Below are 19608 nucleotides of genomic sequence, written 5' to 3'. Positions count from 1 at the left end.
AGGTTGACTAGAATTAAAAAAAGCTTGTTACAAGCGCATTTTTAAATCAGTAAACTTCTGCCAATATATATTTATAGCCTGAGTCATTGAATTATGCCCAGGCTCTTTTTAGAATTCAATAAGGTGCTAATTAGCGCTGCCTAATAACTCATTAGATAGCTCTACGACATATTTTAATTTAGTCCATTGTTCTTCTTCTGTGAGTTGATTACCTTCTTCAGTTGAAGCGAATCCGCATTGAGGACTCAAACATATTTGATCTAGAGAGATGTATTGTTGTGCCTCTTTAATACGTTGTTTAATTAATTCTTTATCTTCAAGTTCGGGTGTCTTAGAAGTAATTAAACCTAGTACGGCATAAGCCTCCTTATCAAAATAGCGTAAAGGCTCAAAGTCGCCAGAACGCTCATCATCATATTCTAAGAAAAATCCATGCAGGTGCTCTTTAAATAAATACGGAGCAATCGCTTCGTAACCACCTGAAATTGCCCATGTTGATTGATAATTACCACGACAAATGTGTGTAGTTAAAATTAAATCCTTTGGAAGACCTTCGACAGCATCATTTACTACCTTATATGCTAATTCACGAGCTTGAACTTTTTCTTCATCTGTACGTTGACGTCCTCGAACTTTATGTGTACCGTCAGTCAGACTAGCCCAATATACATCGTCTATTTGTATGTACCTTGCACCTAAATCATAAAAATGTTGCAATGATTGACGATAAGCTTCAGAAATATCATGAGCAAAGTCTTCAATATTTGGATAAATATCTTCATTCAATATGTTAGGGTGGAATAATTGGTTTGGACTCGGAATTGATACTTTTGCGGTAGCGCGTCCATTAACTCTGTCATATAAGAACTTGAAATGGTCAAAGTGGGGATGATTAGGATTATATCTAACTTTATCAACTACTCTTACATTATGGGCACGCGTTTCTAGCCCTTCAAACTCTAGCCCGTGATCAGGAGTGTAACCTTCGACACCATCTAGATTTTCTAAGAAATCAAAGTGCCACCAACTTCTTCGAAATTCACCATCTGTAATACTATGTAAACCTATTTCTAATTGCTTCTCTATAATACGGTCGATTTCCTCATCTTCTATTTGTTTTAGCTCTGCACCACTGATTTCATTTTGATTATATTTAGCGCGAGCGTCCTTTAATCTTTGAGGTCGTAACAAACTTCCAACATGGTCTGCTTTAAAAGGTCTGTAAGTCAATAGCAGTTCCTCCTTTATCAATTTATTTAGAATTTTCAGATAATATAAATATAAACTATCAAATACGAGTATTTTTGTCAATTTTCCCTAAAAATTAATTAGTTGTAGTAAAATAAAATTGAAAATTTTTATATGTTTATGTGCGTAATTCAATTAAAAACGACCAAAGATGACATCAATTAGTTAGTTTAATATAATAATGACAAGGAGTTGGTGGCTTTATGAAAATTAAATATATAGATAAACGTCACTGGCGTCGCCTATTAGAACGTGATTACATAGAAGTTAAGGTAAATAATAATAGATTTAAGGGTATTATTGGCTTGGTCACGATGAAGAAGGTTCGTGAACCTTTAGAGGTGACGGTAGTAGGCCAGAATATAATTGTTGCTGATGACAATTATCAATGGTTGCAGATTTTGCCAGAAAAGAAACGATATAGTATTACTGCAATGTTTGATGATAAAGGAAATCCATTGGAGTATTACTTCGATATCAATATTAAGAATATTACTCAAAAGGGCAATGCTAGAACACTCGATTTATTCTTGGATGTGCTTGTGTTACCATCAACTGGAGAATATGAGCTCGTTGATGAAAATGATTTGAAATTAGCATTAAAAAATGAACAAATCACTAAAAAGCAATATCATGAAGCTTATATGATTGCGCATCAATTGATGATTGAAATCAATGAAAATTTTGATGATGTTAATAATCGAATTTTGTATTGCTATAACAAGATGGTTGGTAAGTTGAAAAAACCAAATTATAATAAGACGTATAAAAAACATATTCAACATCATAAGCCACATGTAAACAAAGGGAAATGATGGAACTCTAAGCCTTTAATATTAGGAGCGAAGCGGAACGATAAGTAAATGTGAAGCATTGTTTATATAGTTTTCGTTTCGGTCTTAAACTTTTTTTGTTGCTCATAGCCATGTTCATGAATAAACATTAGTAGGGGGAAGCTATGAAAATAGAAGACTATCGATTATTAATTACATTAGATGAAACCAAGACGTTACGTAAAGCAGCAGAAATATTATATATTTCTCAACCAGCTGTAACACAACGACTTAAAGCAATAGAGCATTCATTTGGTGTAGACATATTTATCCGTACAAAGAAACAATTAATCACTACCACTGAGGGTGCTATGATTATTGAGCACGCTCGTGACATGTTAAAACGAGAGCGTGTATTTTTTGATAAAATGCAAGCCCATATTGGAGAAGTGAATGGTACCATTTCAATTGGCTGCTCATCATTGATTGGTCAAACGTTATTACCAGAAGTATTAAGTTTATATAATTCACAATTTCCAAATGTTGAGATACAAGTTCAAGTAGGTTCTACGGAACAAATTAAAGCAAATCATAGAGACTATCATGTGATGATAACTCGAGGAAATAAAGTAATGAACTTGACTAATACACACCTCTTTGACGATGATCATTATTTTATCTACCCAAAAGAAAGAAAGAGCGAGGTTTCTAAATTACCTTTCATAGAGTTTCAAGCTGATCCTATCTATATTAATCAAATTAAAGAATGGTATAATGAGAATCTTGGACAAGACTATCACGCAACAATAACAGTGGATCAAGTTGCTACATGCAAAGAAATGTTAGTAAGTGGTGTAGGGGTTACGATTCTTCCGGAAATCATGATGAAAAATATAGATAAAAATATGTTCGAATTTGAAAAGGTAAACATCGACAATCAACCACTTATTCGCTCAACATTTATGAGTTATGACAGTAGCATGTTACAACTCCCTCAAGTTGAGTCATTTGTTACTTTGATGCTTAACTTTATTCGCTAATCATTAGGATAACGTGTAATTAAATAAGAATAGAGGTAGAAAAATGTTTGCAGCATTGTTGCATATAAAAAACTACAAATTATTCGTTGTGAATATGATGCTATTAGGTATGGGGATTGCCATCACAGTACCTTACTTCGTCTTATTCGCGACTAAAGAGCTAGGGATGACAACTAACCAATTCGGTATTCTACTTGCCCTAGCAGCAGTAAGTCAATTTACAGTCAATGCTATTGTCGCTCGCTTTTCAGATACGCATAGCATTAATAGAAAAGTACTCATCATTAGTGCACTAATGATGGGGGCTATTAGTTTCTCGATTTATTTTTATATTCATAATATTTGGTTGTTTATTATTGTATACGCTATTTTTCAAGGGTTATTCGCTCCAGCAATGCCACAATTATATGCATCTGCACGTGAATCCATTAACGTTTCATCTTCAAGAAATAATGCCAAATTTGCCAATACTGTTTTACGCTCTATGTTTTCTTTTGGTTTCTTATTTGGTCCGTTAATCGGAGCGTATTTAATTCAATTTATGGGATATGCTGGACTTTTTGGTGGCACCGTCTTTATTTTATTATTCACACTTGTTTTACAAATCTTCTTCTATAAAGATTTAAATTTATCAGCAAAAGAGCAAGTTGGTGGTACAGCCAATATTGAGAAGACTGCGCCTAATATGCTTAAAGATAAAACACTATTTATTCCATTTATAGCATTTATTTTATTACATATAGGTCAATGGATGTACACAATGAATATGCCGCTATTTGTCACAGATTATCTTAAGGAGCAAGAAGGATATGTAGGAACGCTAGCAAGTTTATGTGCCGGCTTAGAAGTTCCCTTTATGGTTATATTAGGTATGTTATCTGCTAAGTTAGCTACTCGAACGTTGTTAATCATAGGTGGAGTTAGTGGTGGTGCCTTCTATTTTAGTATTGGTGTTTTTGAAAATATCTATGCTATGATGATTGGACAAATCTTCTTAGCACTATTTTTAGCTATCTTACTCGGATTAGGTATTAGCTATTTCCAAGATATTTTACCTGATTTCCCAGGTTATGCTTCAACATTATTTGCGAATGCAATGGTAATTGGACAGTTGTTAGGAAATTTATTAGGTGGTGCAATGAGCCATTGGGTTGGATTGGAGAATGTTTTCTTCGTTTCAGCAACATCTATTTTCATAGGAATGATATTGATATTCTTTACGAAAGATCAAAAATATACGGAAGAGGATGTGAAAGTTAAGTAATGGAAGTTGTTTTATGGATATTAATACTATTATCATTTGTTTTAGCATTTGTAGGTTTAATTAAACCTATTATTCCATCTGTACTTGTGCTATGGGTAGGATTCTTAATTTATCAATTTGGATTCTCTCAATATGGGTTATCATGGATATTTTATGTAGCTATGATTTTGTTCACTGTATTTATTTTAGTATCTGACTTTTTAATGAATAAATACTTTGTAAATCGCTTTGGCGGTTCTAAACTGGGTGAGTATGCTGCGTTAATAGGTGTGATTGTTGGGTGCTTCGTCCTTCCACCATTCGGTATTATCATCGTACCTTTTATAGCAGTGCTCATTGTAGAATTAGTGCAAGATTTTGATTTTGGAAAAGCATTTAAAGCAAGCATTGGATCTGTAGTAGCATTTTTAGCGAGTTCAGTTGCACAAGCGTTAATTATGTTCATTATGGTCATTTGGTTCTTTATAGATGTGTTTTTAGTAGGATAATTAAAAAAAGGTTAAGTCATTCATATCAAAGTGGCTTTGAGTTTTCAATTCGTCTTTTGAGAACATCATTGCGCACGTACGATATAGATGCTTAACCTTTTTAATTTTTATAAAATGCTACTTTACAAGTCTTAGTTCATCGTGACAACGTATTATAAGATAGTATTTGAATCTTTGTTAACAAAATGATGTTGTATATAAAAAGCAATCGGCGTAATGATGGCTGAAATTATAATAAATGACCAATTACTAATAAGAATGTAAGGACCAAAAGCTAAAAATGATTGCGGAATAAAAAAGACATAAAATAGAGCGACTAACAGTAAAGCGATAATAGTGTAATTAAATAACCACACCCAATGTGAATTATTGAAACTTTGAAGTTGAACCGTCTTAAATATGACTAATATAAACATAAAAATAATAAATAAACCTGCTATGACACTAATCGGAAATGTATACAAGTAAACTTCATTATTATCTCCACCAATAAAAAAGCCAATAAAGCCTTTAAAGAAACAAAAAATACCAATTAAAAAAATAAAATTCCTGAAAATATACTTAAATATATTTTGAAACGTTTCATTAGGCAATGATTTAATTTCTTTTTTAGCATGTGCTTTTGGATTATGTTCGAAAAACTCTAATGCTAAAGTACCTTCATTCTCAGCTTCTAATAATCTTTTTAATATACGACTTAGCATTACCTCACTGTCATGCGGATTGACGCGTAAATCAGCGCGGATGTATGTCATATAATTTTCAAAGATTTCTCTATCTGTATTATTTAGGCGCAATGATTTTACATTATTTTCACGTGCTAATTTCGCAGTGGATTTCATTGACTAAGCTCCTTAACGTCTAAACTTATTTTATTTTTAAAAATAATAGATTATTATATGTTAAATATGGATAATCATACCATAGATAAATATAGAATATAATGTATAACATAAAGGAAGTCATTATGCGAAAACTAACTGTTAAAGATATGGAATGGATTGAATTCATCGCAAAGATACAAGAATATTATATTGAAAAGCGAGAAATACATTACAATGCGACACATCTATCAATTGGATTACGTCAAGATATGATTATTCAACGATTAAAGCACAGTAATGATATAATTTTAATTGAATTGAGCGAAGACATACGGCGCTTAATTTCGTTTATTTGGGGGCATTTTGAGGCAGTTCAAGAAAAAGTAATCACTGAGATGATATACACTGACCCTCATTTTCAAGGACTGGGTCATGCTAAGCGTCTAAAGATTGCTTTAGAAAATTGGGCGATTGAAATGGGTGCTAAATCAATTGAAGGTATGGTTGATGCTACAAATGATGCAATGATTGAGTTCAATAAAGCGAATGGTTATGCGATAAGTCATGTAAAAATGCGTAAAGACCTAAGGTAAACAAATGAATAGGTTCTTAATTCATGTTAAAATAATATTACTCATTCGTAATAAAGGAGAAAAGCATGAAAAAATGGTTGATACTTCTACTTTCTGCGACACTTATGTTGTCTGCTTGCGGTAAAAGTGATGAAAGAGCATCATTGGAGAAAGATGTTAAAGAACTTCAAAAAGAAAATGATGATTTGAAAAATCAAAAGAAAGACTTAGAAAAGCAAAAAGAGAAACTTAACGACCAACGTGAAAAGCTTCAAAAAGAAGTGGATGATTCAGTTGCGACAGAATCAGCTAAAGATGATTCGGAAAGTGATGAAAGTGATAGTAGTGACTCAAATCAATCATCAGATAGTGATACATACAAACAGTCTAAGAGCCAAAGTACCACTGAAAATAGCACGTCAAGTAACGAAACGAATACTTCTAAGACAAATGGTGGTAGTGATTCACAGCAATCTAATCCATCTAGTAATACTCAAGAGGGTCAATCAAATAGCGGTGAAAATGCTACAAGTGAACAAAGTAGCTCAGACGATACATCATCAAGTAGCCGTTAATAAAATTACTTAAATAATGAAGGCAATTTAGCCGGCCTCATACGTCAAGTTTGACATGTACGGATGTAGGGTAAACTAAATTTAAATCATTTACAATTCACATTTTAATCATTGTATAAATTAAGCTTAACTACATAATAAAACGTTTAAACATAAACTATAATATTGGAGAGATGACACATGCATGAACAAGATTTTCACATTTTAGAAGGTCGCGAAATCACATTACCTGAATTAGGACGTGAAATAGAAAATATTACTGGACGTACAATTGTTGATTCTACTGGTGAAATCAAACGTGTGGTTGCACACTTACCAAACTTTGAATCTGATACCGACACATTTGTAGCTACATTTAAACTTAACCATCGTAATGACTTTGTAGATGCAACTTTTGTTGCACCTAAAGATCAACGCGATTGTTTAAAAGAGATTCCAGTACACATTGAACTCGTTAGTTATATATCTAGAGGTTAATTAGTTACTCAATCAAATTTAAAGACGGATAAAGTGTGCTATGGTCTATATCCATATCGCACTTTTTACTCATGTATTTCTTTAAAATGGGGTGTTGAAAATGGCTACATATATAGAAACAGAAAGACTTAAATTACGAGATTGGAAGCAAGAAGATTTATTGCCATTTCAAAAGATGAATGCTAATCCTCAAGTGCGACGCTATTTTCCAAGTTTATTAAGTTATCGACGTTCTGAATTAGATATGAAAAAAATGGATGACATTATTAAAGAAAACGGTATAGGCTTATTTGCAGTTGAACTTAAAGAGACTGGCGAATGGCTTGGTTTTATTGGGGTTAATTATATACCTCAAGATAGCCAATACCCATTTGAGGAATTACCACTATATGAAATTGGATGGCGTCTTATTCCAGAAGTATGGGGTAACGGACTTGCCACTGAAGGTGCAACAGCTGTGTTAGCATTTGCCAAAGAAAAGGGGATTGAAGCTATTTATAGCTTTACTGCAGAAAATAATTTGCTTTCTAGAAAAGTAATGGAAAAAATTGGCATGACATTATATGACCATTTTGAATTACCAGAGTTAAGCAAATATCATATGTTAAAAAGACAAGTACGTTATTATAAACAATTATCAATATAAGATTAAAAGCGACATGAGATTGGATGGTTATATTATGTGATAAATAATCACTTTTATAAATATAATAGTCCAAAACATGTCGCTTTATAATTAATCGTATGTACGTATACCTAAGGGTTTAAAATTAAGTAACCCATTAATTAAATCTTCTTTAGAATTATATAAAGGTGCTAATTGTTTATATTTTTCATCAATAAATCCTTCTTCAATCATACTATTTATAAGTTGTTGAAGTGGATTGAAGAATCCATTTAAATTATAAACGGCAATTGGTTTTTCATGAATGCCAATTTGCGCCCAACTATAAGTCTCGAAAAATTCCTCAAGAGATCCAGCGCCACCAGGGGCCATTACAAAAGCATCTGCAAGTTCCGCCATTTTTTGTTTGCGTTCATGCATTGAATCTACAAGAATAAGTTCGCTCACTTTTTGACTAGTGATTTCTTTTTCATCTAACATCTTAGGCATTACACCAATAGCATGTCCACCGTGATCTAATACACCATCTTGAATTGCACCCATAATACCTACAGAACCTGCACCAAAAACTAATTCATAACCTTGCTCAGCCATATATTTACCAAGTTCGTATGCTTCTTTAACATAAATGGGGTCTTTACCTTTACTAGCACCGCAATATACTGCAATTCGCTTCATTATTCTTCCTCCTACAGTTGTTTGATAACTGATTTAAATGCACGCTCAAATTGTTTTTTATCTTCTTTTGAAAAAGGGGGAGGCCCTTTATGACGACCGCCTTGCTTTCTTATCTGTGCATTATTATAACGTTGTTGTAATAACATATCTATGTTACTTGAACGATACAAATGCCCTTTATGATGCATTACAATCTTAACTTTAGATAGTAATAAACTGGCAAGTCCATAATCTTGAGTTATTACAATGTCTTCTGGTGTAGCTAGCTTTACAATTTTATAGTCAACAGCATCAGGTCCATCATCAATATAAATTGTTTCAACGTGATCTGGGAGCACTTTATTTGAGTAATGGCTAAAGCTGCGTAAAATGGTAACAAAAATGCCTGTCCCATTAGTTAATTCAATTACTGAATCAACTACTGGACAAGCATCTCCATCAATGATTACACGTGTCATAAAGCGTTACGCCTTATTGTTATCTTCATTTTTATTTTGTGTAACAACACTTTCAGCTTCATGATCTTTGAACTTTTTCATTTCTTTGATGCGTGCTTTTTCTTCTTGCTTTTGCAATTTCTCTTCTTCTTTATGACGTTTATCAATATTTTTTTGAAGTTTTTTATTCATTTTGTCAGCTTCTTTATAGTTTTTCTTAGCTAATTTTTCGCCTTTCTTCTGAATGTATTCAGGGTCATTTTCTTTTGCGATTTTCTTTAATTCACGTTTGTTGTCGAATTCTTGTTTTTTATCTCCTAAATACTCTTTTGCACCTGTTGCTTTATTCGCAATCGCTTGTCCTGCATTTGTCGTTGCATGAGTTGCTTTTTGTACCTCAGGATGAGATTTAATACGCTTACGTTCTACTACTAGTGGCACAATAATGATTGGTAAAACATTAATCGCCGTTTTAATGATTTTCTTTTTGTCCATACTCGTTGCCTCCATTAGATTTACTATTTATCTTCATTACCCTATGATACATCATACTAAACGAAGGAACTAGCTAGAACCCTTATATTAACTTGAGTAAAACTAGGTAGGTTAAGAGAGTGTCTTAGTCAGCTAATTGACTAAAAAAATCGCCAAAGATTAAATCTTTGACGATGTTATGTGACGTAAAGCCACTATTAGATTGATTTATAATTAACCTGAAATGCCTTGACCAATTCCAAAGCCGAAGTAAAGAATGGCTATAATTATTACCAATACGATTCGATAAATTGCAAATGGTACTAACTTAACTTTATTAATTAAGTGTAAGAATGTTTTGATTGCAATCAAGCCAACAATAAAGGCAGCCAAGAATCCAATTAAGTAAAATGGAATATGTGCAAGTTCAATATGTTGATAGTTTTTAACTAAAGATAGTGCACTTGCAGCTAGCATAATAGGTACAGCCATAATGAAGGTAAAGTCAGAAGCAGACTTATGATCTAACTTCATCAAGACACCTGTTGAAATCGTAGAGCCAGATCTACTGAAACCAGGCCACATTGCTACCGCTTGAGAGATACCAATTACGAATGCTTGAACATAATTGATTTGGTCAACTGACTTAGGATTTTGAACTTTTTTACTATATTTGTCTGCAATAATCATATAAATTGCACCTAAGAATAAACCAATCATTACAGTAGGAACACTAAATAAATGCGCTTCAATAAAATCGTCGAATAACACACCTAATATACCAGCTGGAATCATACCAACTAATACGTGTAGTAAATTTAATCGACGTGGTTTAGAACGGAATTCTTCATTTATTGAAGTGTTTCTATATTTGCCAATATGTAACATTTCGAAATAACGCTCACGGAATACCCATGCCGCAGCAAAAACAGAACCTAATTGAATTACGACTTTAAATGTAAAAGCTGAATGAGGACCTAGAAATTCAGTCGATTTTAACCACATATCATCCACTAGAATCATATGACCTGTAGATGAAACTGGAGCAAATTCAGTTAAACCTTCGACAATACCTAAGATAAGGCCCTTGATAAACTCGATAATAATCATAAGTAACCTCTTTCTTTTATTAAAAATTTAAAATATTGTTGTCTTTCAATATATTGTTGTCAAAATTCACTTTTCTATAATATCATAACGCATCAAATCAACGCTAATAATAATGAGATAACTAATAATTGATTTTATATACAATATATCGCAGTACCTTTATTAATTTACTGATATAACGTAACTTATCGCAACGGACTTAAGGATGAGATGTTATGTTCATTATATTGTCACTGTTTTTCAAAAGATATTAAATGATAAACATTTAAGAACCTTTTATAATAATAAATTAGGTGAAGATAAAGTGAAAAAACTAATGAATTTAGTCTTTAATTATAAAGTATTTCCATTATTTATGGGAATTGTGAGTATGTTCTTAGCAATAACAGTAGTGGTTCAGAATATAAGTATTGCGAGTTTTTTAAATCGAGTGCTTTACAATCATTTGAGTTCTGTAAATTCATTATTGATTATCATATTAATCGTTTTAATTCTTAGAGCAACATTGAATATGATTAACTTAAGATTAGGTGATACGTTAGCTGGCAAAGTTAAACATCAATTGCGTCGAGAAGTTGTTTTGAAAGAATCAACTATTGCTACAGGAACGCAAATTAATATTTTAACAGAGACAATAGACGGGCTATCCCCGTTTTTTAAAAATTATTTGCCACAGGTCTTTAAATCTATGATGATCCCTTTAATGATTATCATAGCAATGTGTTTTATTCATTTAAATACTGCATTAATAATGATAGTTACAGCACCGTTTATTCCACTTTTTTATATCATTTTTGGACTTAAAACACGTGATGAATCAAAAGATCAAATGACGTATTTAAATCAGTTTAGCCAACGTTTTCTTAATGTGTCTAAGGGACTGATTACACTTAAACTTTTTAGACAGACAGCCCACACGAAAAAACAAGTATACGAAGATAGTACACAATTTCGAGATTTAACGATGTGCATATTAAAGAGTGCATTTTTATCAAGTTTGATGCTCGAATTCATAAGTATGCTTGGTATTGGATTGGTTGCATTAGAAGCAGCATTAAGTCTTGTTGTTTTTCATAATATTGATTTTAAAACAGCAGCTATTGCAATTATATTAGCTCCTGAATTTTATAATGCTATAAAAGATTTAGGACAAGCTTTCCACACAGGTAAACAAAGTGAGGGTGCTAGTGATGTAGTTTTTGAATTTTTAGATTCTGAAAATACACCGCTTACTAATCGAGAAATAGTAAAAGAGCAACAAGAATCACTTATTAAGATGCGCAACGTCAATTACCAATATCCTAATAGTCCTTCTTATGCCATTCGTGATATATCGCTCAAGATAGATAAGGGTGAAAATATAGCTATTGTAGGACCAAGTGGTGCAGGTAAAACGACTTTATCAAAATTACTTACTCAAATAGTACGTCCGACGAGTGGGCATGTGTCCTTTAACAAATGTATTAATCAAATTGGAATGCTCAGTCAAAATCCTTTTATTTTTTCAGCATCAATTAAAGACAACATAGCAATGTTTAAAAAAGTTGATGACGACCAAATTCTTCATGTGTTAGAGATGGTTGGGCTAAAAGAAAAGGTTATGTCTCTAAAAAATGATATTCATAGCAGAATAGGTGAAGGTGGAGAAATGCTATCAGGCGGACAAATGCGTCGTATTGAGTTATCAAGGGTATTATTGATGAATCCTGATATTGTTGTTTTTGATGAACCTACGACTGGCCTGGATATAGAGACTGAAACTGTTATCCAACAAGTTATCGCACAACATTTTGAAGGGGTAACGATGATTATGATTGCGCATCGCGATTCAACGATTCGTCAAGCAACGCGACGATTATTTATAAAAGATGGTTACTTAGTTGAAGATGATCAAACGATTTCTGTAAGACTTGAAAAGGGTGGTGACTTAGTGTGAAATCACAAATTCGATTTCGACCTGACAAATATTTAATATTAGCAATATTGACGGGTGTTATTGGGAGTGTCGTTGCATTAGCAATGTTCTTCTTAAGTGGGTACATGGTAACTCAAAGTGCTTTAGGCGCACCTTTATATGCATTAATGGTGTTAGTTGTATCAGTTAAGTTATTCGGGTTTATACGTGCGATTGCAAGATACGAGGAGCGTTTACTATCACATAAAACGACATTTACAATGTTACGAGATGTTCGGGTTCAATTTTTAGAAACATTAATCCCTAGAGTACCTAATTTATATCGCCAATATTCATCTGCTGATTTATTGACTAAAATGATAAGCAAAGTCGAAGCTTTACAAAACATCTATTTAAGAGTCTATTATCCACCGGTTGTCATTGGTTTCACAGCAATTATTGCAGCAGTAACATTGGTATATTTTAGTGTTATGCATGCTATAGTTATCATTATAAGTATGTTGTGTTCACTTTGGCTTGTACCGTGGTTGAGTGCCAAACGTGCAGGTAAATTGAAGCAACAAGTTGAACAACAGCAACAAACTACGATTACCCAATTTTATGATTATAAAGAAGGCTATGCTGAGTTAAATCGTTTTAACAATGCAGAAGCCTATCGTGAAGATTTAATGAACGCATTAGAATCGTATGACAAAATGCAATCGAAAGAAACGAGATTTTTAACTTTATATGATTATATGCTAAATATAATCGCAATGATCGCGATATTTGCTACCTTAGCATTGGGATTTATTCAAGTTAAAGAAGGACAATTAAATGTTGTGTATTTAACGAGTATTGTTTTGATGATGTTAACTTTATTCGAACAAACAGTGCCTATGAGTAACTTTGCATATTACAAAGCAGATACAGATGAAGCGTTAAATAGTTTAAATGATGTTCTATCATATCCAGTAGATCAATCTAAGCAATCATTGGTAACAAAACAGAGTAACGTCTACAATATTAGGAATGTATCGTTTAGTTATGAACATCAAGAATTACCAACGTTATCCAATATTAATTTAACTGTTGGGAAAGGGGAAAAAGTAGCGATTGTTGGACCATCTGGTTCAGGTAAAAGTACATTATTACAAATTATGAGTGGTTTGTACGATATCGATGAAGGACAAGTTTCTCTCCATGGTCAGAACATATCACAACTAGATGAAGACATTCGCTTTGAAAAGCTTAATGTTCTTTTACAATCACAACAATTATTTGATGGTACATTACGTTACAATATGTTCTCTAGTAAAAGTGATGATGTCATTCAACGTGTCTTAACGAGCCTCAATTTAGGCTATCTAGATTTAGAAAAAACAATCACTTTAGATGGAAATACATTATCAGGTGGTGAGATGCAACGTATTGCATTAGGTCGACTTTTTCTAAAAGGTTCCCCAATATGGTTATTAGATGAACCAACGACTGCATTAGATGAGGATAATACTAAACAAGTGATGCAATTGATTGATGAACAAGTTGAAACATTGGTTATTGCAACGCATGATTTAAAATTACTGCCATATTTCGACAAGATAGTTGTTCTTATTGATGGACAGATTAAAGAGCAAGGGAGTTATGATGAACTAAGTCATGGCAACCATTATTTAAGTCGTTTATTAAAAATGAATTAGACAATGTTTAAATATACGCATACGTTGCCTTAAAACGAAAAACCTGAGGTATCTGTTATAGATAACTCAGGTTTTTCGTTATTGATAAATATATAGTAATTTGATTCGAAACGAATAACTTTAATTGGCTTAGTATTAGCATGTCATTTTACTTTGACTCGGTAAAAGCATTGATGACTTTTCCCAATAGACGATTGAGTTCATGTACTTCATCATTACTTAAAGAAGAAGCATTCGCGACTTTTTGAGATGCATCGCTTAATTCAGGTTTGATTTTTTCGCTTTTCTCAGTAAGATGAATAAATACTTCACGTTGATCAACTTCAGATCGTTCGCGTTTGATGAGGTCAACTTGTTCCATTCTTTTTAATAAAGGTGATACAGTACCAGTATCTAAAGCTAGTTCTGTAACTACCTTTTTAACATTTACAGGAGATTCATCCCATAAAATACTTAGCACTAAAAATTGTGGGTACGTAAGATTGTACTTTTTAAAGACTTTATTTGAATAGTAGCGATTAACTTGTCTTTGTGCATTGTACAAACTAAAGCAGAGTTGCTCTTTCAAATTATGTTGTTCAGACATTAAAGTTCTCCTCCAGACATTCTATCCGTCTCTCTATGTTTCGGATTAAATTTCGTCTATGTTGTATAAAATATAACTTGCAACACACTTCGTCTCAATGCCATGCTAAAATTAAAGTATGTTTAAATTCTAGAAGATATTTCTATTTTAATCAAGTGTAATCTAAAATAAATACATATATTATCATATTCAAATTAATTTTAAAAAGAAAAGAGATTTTAAAATGATAAATAATAAAAATGAAAAAATATCAATTACAATCGTAAATGGCTTTTTAGGAAGTGGTAAAACTACATTTCTAAAACATTATATAGAGCAATTATTAAAAAAAGATGAGAAAATAACAATTATAATGAATGAATTTGGATCTTTTGACGTTGATAGTTTATTACTTGGAAATGATGTTTCTATTCATTCATTAATTAATGGCTGCGTATGCTGTGATTTAAATAACGATTTAGTTAACCAATTAAAACAGTTGATTGATCAAACAGATACGAGTCATATTCTTATAGAAGCAACTGGTTTAGCGCATCCCCTTGAGATTTATTCGGCTTGCCAAGACCCTACAATAATAAAAAATATTCACGAACCAACAATTATTGGTATTGTAGATGCACAAAGATTCACTAAAAAAGAAGTCTATAGTCCTTCAACAACTCAGTTATTAGAAGAACAATTACGTTATAGTGATACGATAATACTAAATAAAATTGATTTAATAGGTGAAGAAGCACTTAACGACGTTAAAGAAAATTTAAATAAACTCAATCCACAAGCGCCTATAATTATTACTACTTATAGTCAATTTAACGATGAACAAATCAATGGTAAAGTGATTCAACATAATGAAATTCAGCATAAACATACACATCATCATGGGATTCAGTCGATGCAGTATACATTTACAGCAGCAATAGACCGTCAGTTATTTTATCAATTTATTATGCGTTTGCCAGATAGTGTACTTCGCTTAAAAGGATTTGTGAAGTTTAGAGATCTACCAGAAGTAACATATGAATTTCAATATGCAATGGGCTTACCTGATTATGGCATTATCGATAAAGACGTACCGATGACTATCGTTATCATTGGAGAGTCATTAGATACAGATAGATTACGTAATCAACTTGATATGATTCAATTCACATAATATCGTTTTGTCACAGTTATGACATAGGCGTTTACTTTTTTATGTTTTATAATAAAAATAGGAGGGTTTGACCATGAATAACGAGGATAAACGTACGAAGCAAATTCGTTTTGAATTTAGATGTATTACGATTCCTTATACAGTTTTTGCTATTATCGTACTATTGTTTAATATATTTTATACTAACATTAAAGTGACAATGGCTTTATTCGGACTCTTTTTTGCATACAATTTAGGTATTTTATTCATAGCTTTTATTAATCGCTTCAAACGAACACTTATTTTATCTTTAATTTTGACTGTTTTGAGTGCGGCTACATTCTTTACGCTATTATATGTGTTTGGCTTAAATCGTGAAATTTTTGGTTAAATAATTTTGTTAAGAATGACATAGACTTTGTGATAGTCAGTAAGACGTTATCACAAAGTTTTTTTATGCTTAAAATAATATGAAAAGTGAATGTTTTGTGTATTTTGTCACATTCCATCATCATTGAAGCGCTTTCTTGATATACTGAATTTGACGAATTAAGGGAGTGGTAACTATGGAAAAAGTGCAGGCTACACAGGAGAATAACAACCTTTTAAAAAATAAAAAGGAAAAAAAGAGTAAAAGTGGTTATAAGCCATTTTGGATTATTATAAGCTTTGCCATTTTATTAATTATCTTGTTATTACCAACACCAGCAGGGTTACCAATAATGGCAAAAGGAGCACTTGCCATCTTAGCGTTTGCCGTTATTATGTGGGTAACCGAAGCTGTGACGTATCCAGTATCAGCAACAATGATTTTAGGTTTAATCATTTTAATTTGTGGATTTAGTCCAGTCCAACAACTGTCAGAGAAACTAGGTAATCCAAAAGAGGGAGATAAAATATTATCTGGCACAGATTGGTTAGGCACGGGAAATGCATTAACGCATGCCTTTAGTGGATTTTCGACATCTGCGGTTGCATTAGTAGCAGCGGCATTATTTTTGGCAGCAGCGATGCAAGAGACGCAATTACATAAACGTTTGGCTTTACTAGTGCTATCAATTGTAGGTAATAAAACACGTAATATTGTTATCGGTGCAATCTTAGTTTCAATTTTACTAGCTTTCTTTGTTCCTTCAGCAACTGCAAGAGCGGGTGCAGTTGTACCAATCTTATTAGGTATGATTGCCGCATTCAAAGTATCAAAGGAAAGTAAACTTGCATCACTTTTAATTATTACAGCAGTCCAGGCTGTTTCGATTTGGAACATTGGTATAAAAACAGCGGCTGCTCAAAATATTGTAGCTACTAATTTTATTAATCAGAACTTAGGACACGATGTGTCATGGGGAGAATGGTTCTTATATGCTGCACCATGGTCTATCCTTATGTCAATCGCGTTATTCTTTATCATGATGAAAGTGATGCCGCCTGAACATAAAGAAATTGAAGGCGGTAAAGAATTGATCAAAGAAGAATTAGATAAATTAGGACCAGTCTCTTTTAGAGAATGGCGTCTGATAATGATATCTGTGTTATTACTTTTCTTCTGGTCTACTGAAAAGATTCTACATCCTATAGACTCTGCGTCCATTACTTTAATTGCTTTGGCAATTATGTTAACACCTAAAGTTGGTGTTATTACATGGAAAGGTGTAGAAAAAACAATACCTTGGGGAACAATTATAGTATTTGGAGTAGGGATTTCACTAGGGAATGTACTATTAAAAACAGGCGCTGCACAGTGGCTGAGTGACCAAACCTTCGGGCTTATGGGGTTACAACATATGCCACTCATAGCTACTATTGCTCTTATAACACTATTTAATATCTTGATCCATCTTGGGTTTGCGAGTGCAACAAGTTTATCTTCGGCGCTTATACCAGTATTTATATCACTTACAGCTACATTACATTTAGGTGATCAATCGATTGGATTTGTTCTAATTCAACAATTTGTAATTAGCTTTGGTTTCTTATTACCCGTTAGCGCACCACAAAACATGCTTGCTTATGGTACGGGTACATTCACAGTTAAAGACTTCCTAAAGACAGGTGTACCACTAACGGTTATTGCCTATATCTTAGTGATTATATTTAGTTTGACGTATTGGAAATGGTTAGGATTGGTTTAAAGACTTTGGTTTTCCATTAGGTCGAAACATAAAGTTTCTGATTTTAATTATTGGAAAAAGGGTAAAGTTAATGAACCTTTAATAACAGGAGTGAAATGATGACTATAGGTGTAATACTAAATCGCGTTTTCCGAATTAATAATAATCCATTATTTGAATATATTCATCAAAATAAAGAGGATATTGAGAAATGCTACCTCATTATTCCACAGGAAATATTCGAAGAAGATGACACAGACATGAAAGCAAATTATTATTTTGGTGTAATGCAATCATTTCTAAATGACTTAAGACAGTATGATATTGAACCCTTCTTGTTAGACTATAGTGATTTAGGAGATTTTTGTGAGGATAAATCTATCAATGAAGTTATTGTTGCTGGCGATATTATGAGTTATCATCAAGAAAGTTATGATATTCGTCATTTAAAAAAGGCTTTTAACAAGCACAATATTACAGTTACCACAGTGCGTGCCAATCACTATTTCAAACCAAGCGCTACGATGAACAAACAAGGGGAACCATACAAAGTGTTTACCAGCTTTTATAAGGCACATCGTTCCAAACTAAGAAAGCATGACTCTTATGCCTATAAATTAAAGGACTTGTCCGATTTATTCGTGAAATCTCAGCAAAAGTTAAACCAAGATTATTCGAAGTTTGGCCTTTCAGAATCAAAAGCAATTAAAAAATGGAATGATTACATAGATCAAGACATACAAAATTATGAAACCAATCGTGAATATTTGCCTGAAGTCTTAACGAGTCAGTTAAGTATCATTTTAGCTTATGGCATAATAGACATTAAACAAATTGTTACTCAATTGTTAGAGCGTTATGAAGAGGACGAACATAATATTGAACAGCTTATACGAGAATTGATGTTCAGAGAGTTCTATTATGTGTTAATGACACAATATCCAAACACAGCTCATGAGGCATTTAATGAAAAATATCGTGACATTAAATGGGAGTATAATAAGGATGAATTTAAAAGTTGGTGTGAAGGGCATACTGGTTTTCCAATAGTTGACGCAGCAATGACTGAATTAAATCAAACTGGATTTATGCATAATCGTATGAGAATGGTTGTTTCACAGTTTTTAACGAAAGATTTGTTCATTGATTGGACTTGGGGTGAAGATTATTTTAGAAGAAAATTAATCGATTTTGATTCCGCATCAAATGTACATGGTTGGCAATGGTCTGCATCTACAGGAACAGATGCTGTTCCTTACTTTAGAATGTTTAATCCAAGTCGTCAGAGTGAACGATTTGATAAAGATGCTTTATACATTAAAACGTTTATACCACAGTTAAATGATGTTACTCCTAAATTATTACATGAACCTATTAAACATGAAGCGGAGTTAGAACAAGAAGGTATTAAACTAGGTCAGGATTATCCAAAACCACTAGTCGATCATAAAGAAGCAAGAGATCATGTTATGTCAGTATTTAAACAAATATAAAAAATAATTGGAGTGAGATAGCAATCAAATTAAATGTTGTCTCACTCCAATTTACTTTTGTTAGAAGGGAGTGGGGCAGAAATAATATTTTCCAAAATTTATTACAC

General features: G+C 32.6%; 20 protein-coding genes and 1 pseudogene. 14 read left to right on the top strand and 7 right to left on the bottom strand.

What is annotated here, in order from left to right; genetic code table 11:
- Positions 1-126 precede the first annotated feature (126 nt).
- A complete protein-coding gene (locus tag HMPREF2715_RS09440; protein WP_070441916.1) occupies positions 127-1230 on the bottom strand; it encodes a 5-methyltetrahydropteroyltriglutamate--homocysteine S-methyltransferase in 1104 nt (367 codons plus the stop codon).
- 221 nt (positions 1231-1451) lie between these two features.
- Here HMPREF2715_RS09440 and HMPREF2715_RS09435 point away from each other — a divergent pair, with 221 nt between their 5' ends.
- From HMPREF2715_RS09435 to HMPREF2715_RS09420, 4 genes are all read left to right on the top strand, one after another.
- Positions 1452-2063 carry a ribonuclease FAU-1 family protein gene (locus HMPREF2715_RS09435; protein WP_070581454.1) on the top strand — a complete coding sequence of 204 codons (612 nt, stop codon included), beginning with the start codon at positions 1452-1454 and terminating at the stop codon, positions 2061-2063.
- Positions 2064-2206: 143 nt separating this feature from the next.
- Positions 2207-3061, top strand: a complete 855-nt coding sequence (locus HMPREF2715_RS09430; protein ID WP_011276481.1) for a LysR family transcriptional regulator — start codon at positions 2207-2209, stop codon at positions 3059-3061.
- A gap of 43 nt (positions 3062-3104) precedes the next feature.
- On the top strand, positions 3105-4325 hold the full coding sequence (locus HMPREF2715_RS09425; protein ID WP_070581453.1) for an MFS transporter: 1221 nt from the start codon (positions 3105-3107) through the stop codon (positions 4323-4325).
- A complete protein-coding gene (locus HMPREF2715_RS09420; RefSeq protein WP_070581452.1) occupies positions 4325-4813 on the top strand; it encodes a DUF456 domain-containing protein in 489 nt (162 codons plus the stop codon). Before HMPREF2715_RS09425 ends, HMPREF2715_RS09420 begins: the two co-directional genes overlap by 1 nt.
- Before the next feature lie 152 nt (positions 4814-4965).
- On the opposite strand, the gene HMPREF2715_RS09415 is transcribed toward HMPREF2715_RS09420, so the two are convergent.
- Positions 4966-5655, bottom strand: a complete 690-nt coding sequence (locus tag HMPREF2715_RS09415) for a DUF1129 family protein (RefSeq protein ID WP_011276478.1) — start codon at positions 5653-5655, stop codon at positions 4966-4968.
- A 125-nt stretch (positions 5656-5780) separates the two neighbouring features.
- Between HMPREF2715_RS09415 and HMPREF2715_RS09410 the strand changes: the two genes are divergently transcribed.
- The 4 genes from HMPREF2715_RS09410 to HMPREF2715_RS09395 all read left to right on the top strand — a co-directional run bounded on the left by HMPREF2715_RS09410 (position 5781) and on the right by HMPREF2715_RS09395 (position 7907).
- The gene (locus HMPREF2715_RS09410; RefSeq protein WP_070581451.1) at positions 5781-6230 is read left to right on the top strand and encodes a GNAT family N-acetyltransferase; all 450 of its coding nucleotides are present in this window, start codon (positions 5781-5783) and stop codon (positions 6228-6230) included.
- 65 nt (positions 6231-6295) lie between these two features.
- A complete protein-coding gene (locus HMPREF2715_RS09405) occupies positions 6296-6784 on the top strand; it encodes an SA0632 family lipoprotein (RefSeq protein WP_070581450.1) in 489 nt (162 codons plus the stop codon).
- A 180-nt stretch (positions 6785-6964) separates the two neighbouring features.
- Positions 6965-7261, top strand: a complete 297-nt coding sequence (locus HMPREF2715_RS09400) for a hypothetical protein (RefSeq protein ID WP_070581449.1) — start codon at positions 6965-6967, stop codon at positions 7259-7261.
- A 100-nt stretch (positions 7262-7361) separates the two neighbouring features.
- Complete coding sequence (locus HMPREF2715_RS09395) at positions 7362-7907, top strand: GNAT family N-acetyltransferase (protein WP_070581448.1); 546 nt, start codon at positions 7362-7364, stop codon at positions 7905-7907.
- A 90-nt stretch (positions 7908-7997) separates the two neighbouring features.
- Here HMPREF2715_RS09395 and HMPREF2715_RS09390 read toward each other — a convergent pair whose 3' ends face one another.
- The 4 genes and pseudogenes from HMPREF2715_RS09390 to HMPREF2715_RS09375 all read right to left on the bottom strand — a co-directional run bounded on the left by HMPREF2715_RS09390 (position 7998) and on the right by HMPREF2715_RS09375 (position 10585).
- A complete protein-coding gene (locus HMPREF2715_RS09390) occupies positions 7998-8564 on the bottom strand; it encodes an LOG family protein (RefSeq protein ID WP_037549149.1) in 567 nt (188 codons plus the stop codon).
- A gap of 11 nt (positions 8565-8575) precedes the next feature.
- Positions 8576-9022, bottom strand: a complete 447-nt coding sequence (locus HMPREF2715_RS09385; protein ID WP_070441896.1) for a YaiI/YqxD family protein — start codon at positions 9020-9022, stop codon at positions 8576-8578.
- Positions 9023-9034: 12 nt separating this feature from the next.
- Positions 9035-9496: pseudogene (locus tag HMPREF2715_RS09380) on the bottom strand (hypothetical protein); the annotation flags it as partial.
- Positions 9497-9709: 213 nt separating this feature from the next.
- Complete coding sequence (locus HMPREF2715_RS09375) at positions 9710-10585, bottom strand: undecaprenyl-diphosphate phosphatase (RefSeq protein ID WP_070581446.1); 876 nt, start codon at positions 10583-10585, stop codon at positions 9710-9712.
- A gap of 304 nt (positions 10586-10889) precedes the next feature.
- Here HMPREF2715_RS09375 and HMPREF2715_RS09370 point away from each other — a divergent pair, with 304 nt between their 5' ends.
- Positions 10890-12521, top strand: a complete 1632-nt coding sequence (locus HMPREF2715_RS09370; protein ID WP_070839904.1) for an ABC transporter ATP-binding protein/permease — start codon at positions 10890-10892, stop codon at positions 12519-12521.
- Entirely contained in the window at positions 12518-14179 is a 1662-nt protein-coding gene (locus tag HMPREF2715_RS09365) for an amino acid ABC transporter ATP-binding/permease protein (RefSeq protein WP_070678469.1), read from the top strand. The genes HMPREF2715_RS09370 and HMPREF2715_RS09365 overlap by 4 nt, the downstream gene beginning before the upstream one ends.
- Positions 14180-14327: 148 nt before the next feature.
- Here HMPREF2715_RS09365 and HMPREF2715_RS09360 read toward each other — a convergent pair whose 3' ends face one another.
- Positions 14328-14765, bottom strand: a complete 438-nt coding sequence (locus HMPREF2715_RS09360; protein ID WP_053024932.1) for a global transcriptional regulator MgrA — start codon at positions 14763-14765, stop codon at positions 14328-14330.
- A 223-nt stretch (positions 14766-14988) separates the two neighbouring features.
- Here HMPREF2715_RS09360 and HMPREF2715_RS09355 point away from each other — a divergent pair, with 223 nt between their 5' ends.
- The 4 genes from HMPREF2715_RS09355 to HMPREF2715_RS09340 all read left to right on the top strand — a co-directional run bounded on the left by HMPREF2715_RS09355 (position 14989) and on the right by HMPREF2715_RS09340 (position 19501).
- A complete protein-coding gene (locus tag HMPREF2715_RS09355) occupies positions 14989-15918 on the top strand; it encodes a CobW family GTP-binding protein (protein WP_070441887.1) in 930 nt (309 codons plus the stop codon).
- Positions 15919-15991: 73 nt separating this feature from the next.
- A complete protein-coding gene (locus tag HMPREF2715_RS09350) occupies positions 15992-16288 on the top strand; it encodes a hypothetical protein (RefSeq protein ID WP_037536459.1) in 297 nt (98 codons plus the stop codon).
- Positions 16289-16463: 175 nt separating this feature from the next.
- Positions 16464-18029, top strand: coding sequence for an SLC13 family permease (locus HMPREF2715_RS09345; RefSeq protein ID WP_070581442.1), 1566 nt, complete (start codon positions 16464-16466; stop codon positions 18027-18029).
- A gap of 98 nt (positions 18030-18127) precedes the next feature.
- Positions 18128-19501, top strand: coding sequence for a cryptochrome/photolyase family protein (locus HMPREF2715_RS09340; RefSeq protein ID WP_070581441.1), 1374 nt, complete (start codon positions 18128-18130; stop codon positions 19499-19501).
- Positions 19502-19608: the final 107 nt, after the last annotated feature.

It is taken from the genome of Staphylococcus sp. HMSC062A01, from assembly GCF_001836805.1.
Taxonomy (GTDB): domain Bacteria; phylum Bacillota; class Bacilli; order Staphylococcales; family Staphylococcaceae; genus Staphylococcus; species Staphylococcus haemolyticus.
This window is presented reverse-complemented; position numbering and strand designations above follow the sequence as displayed.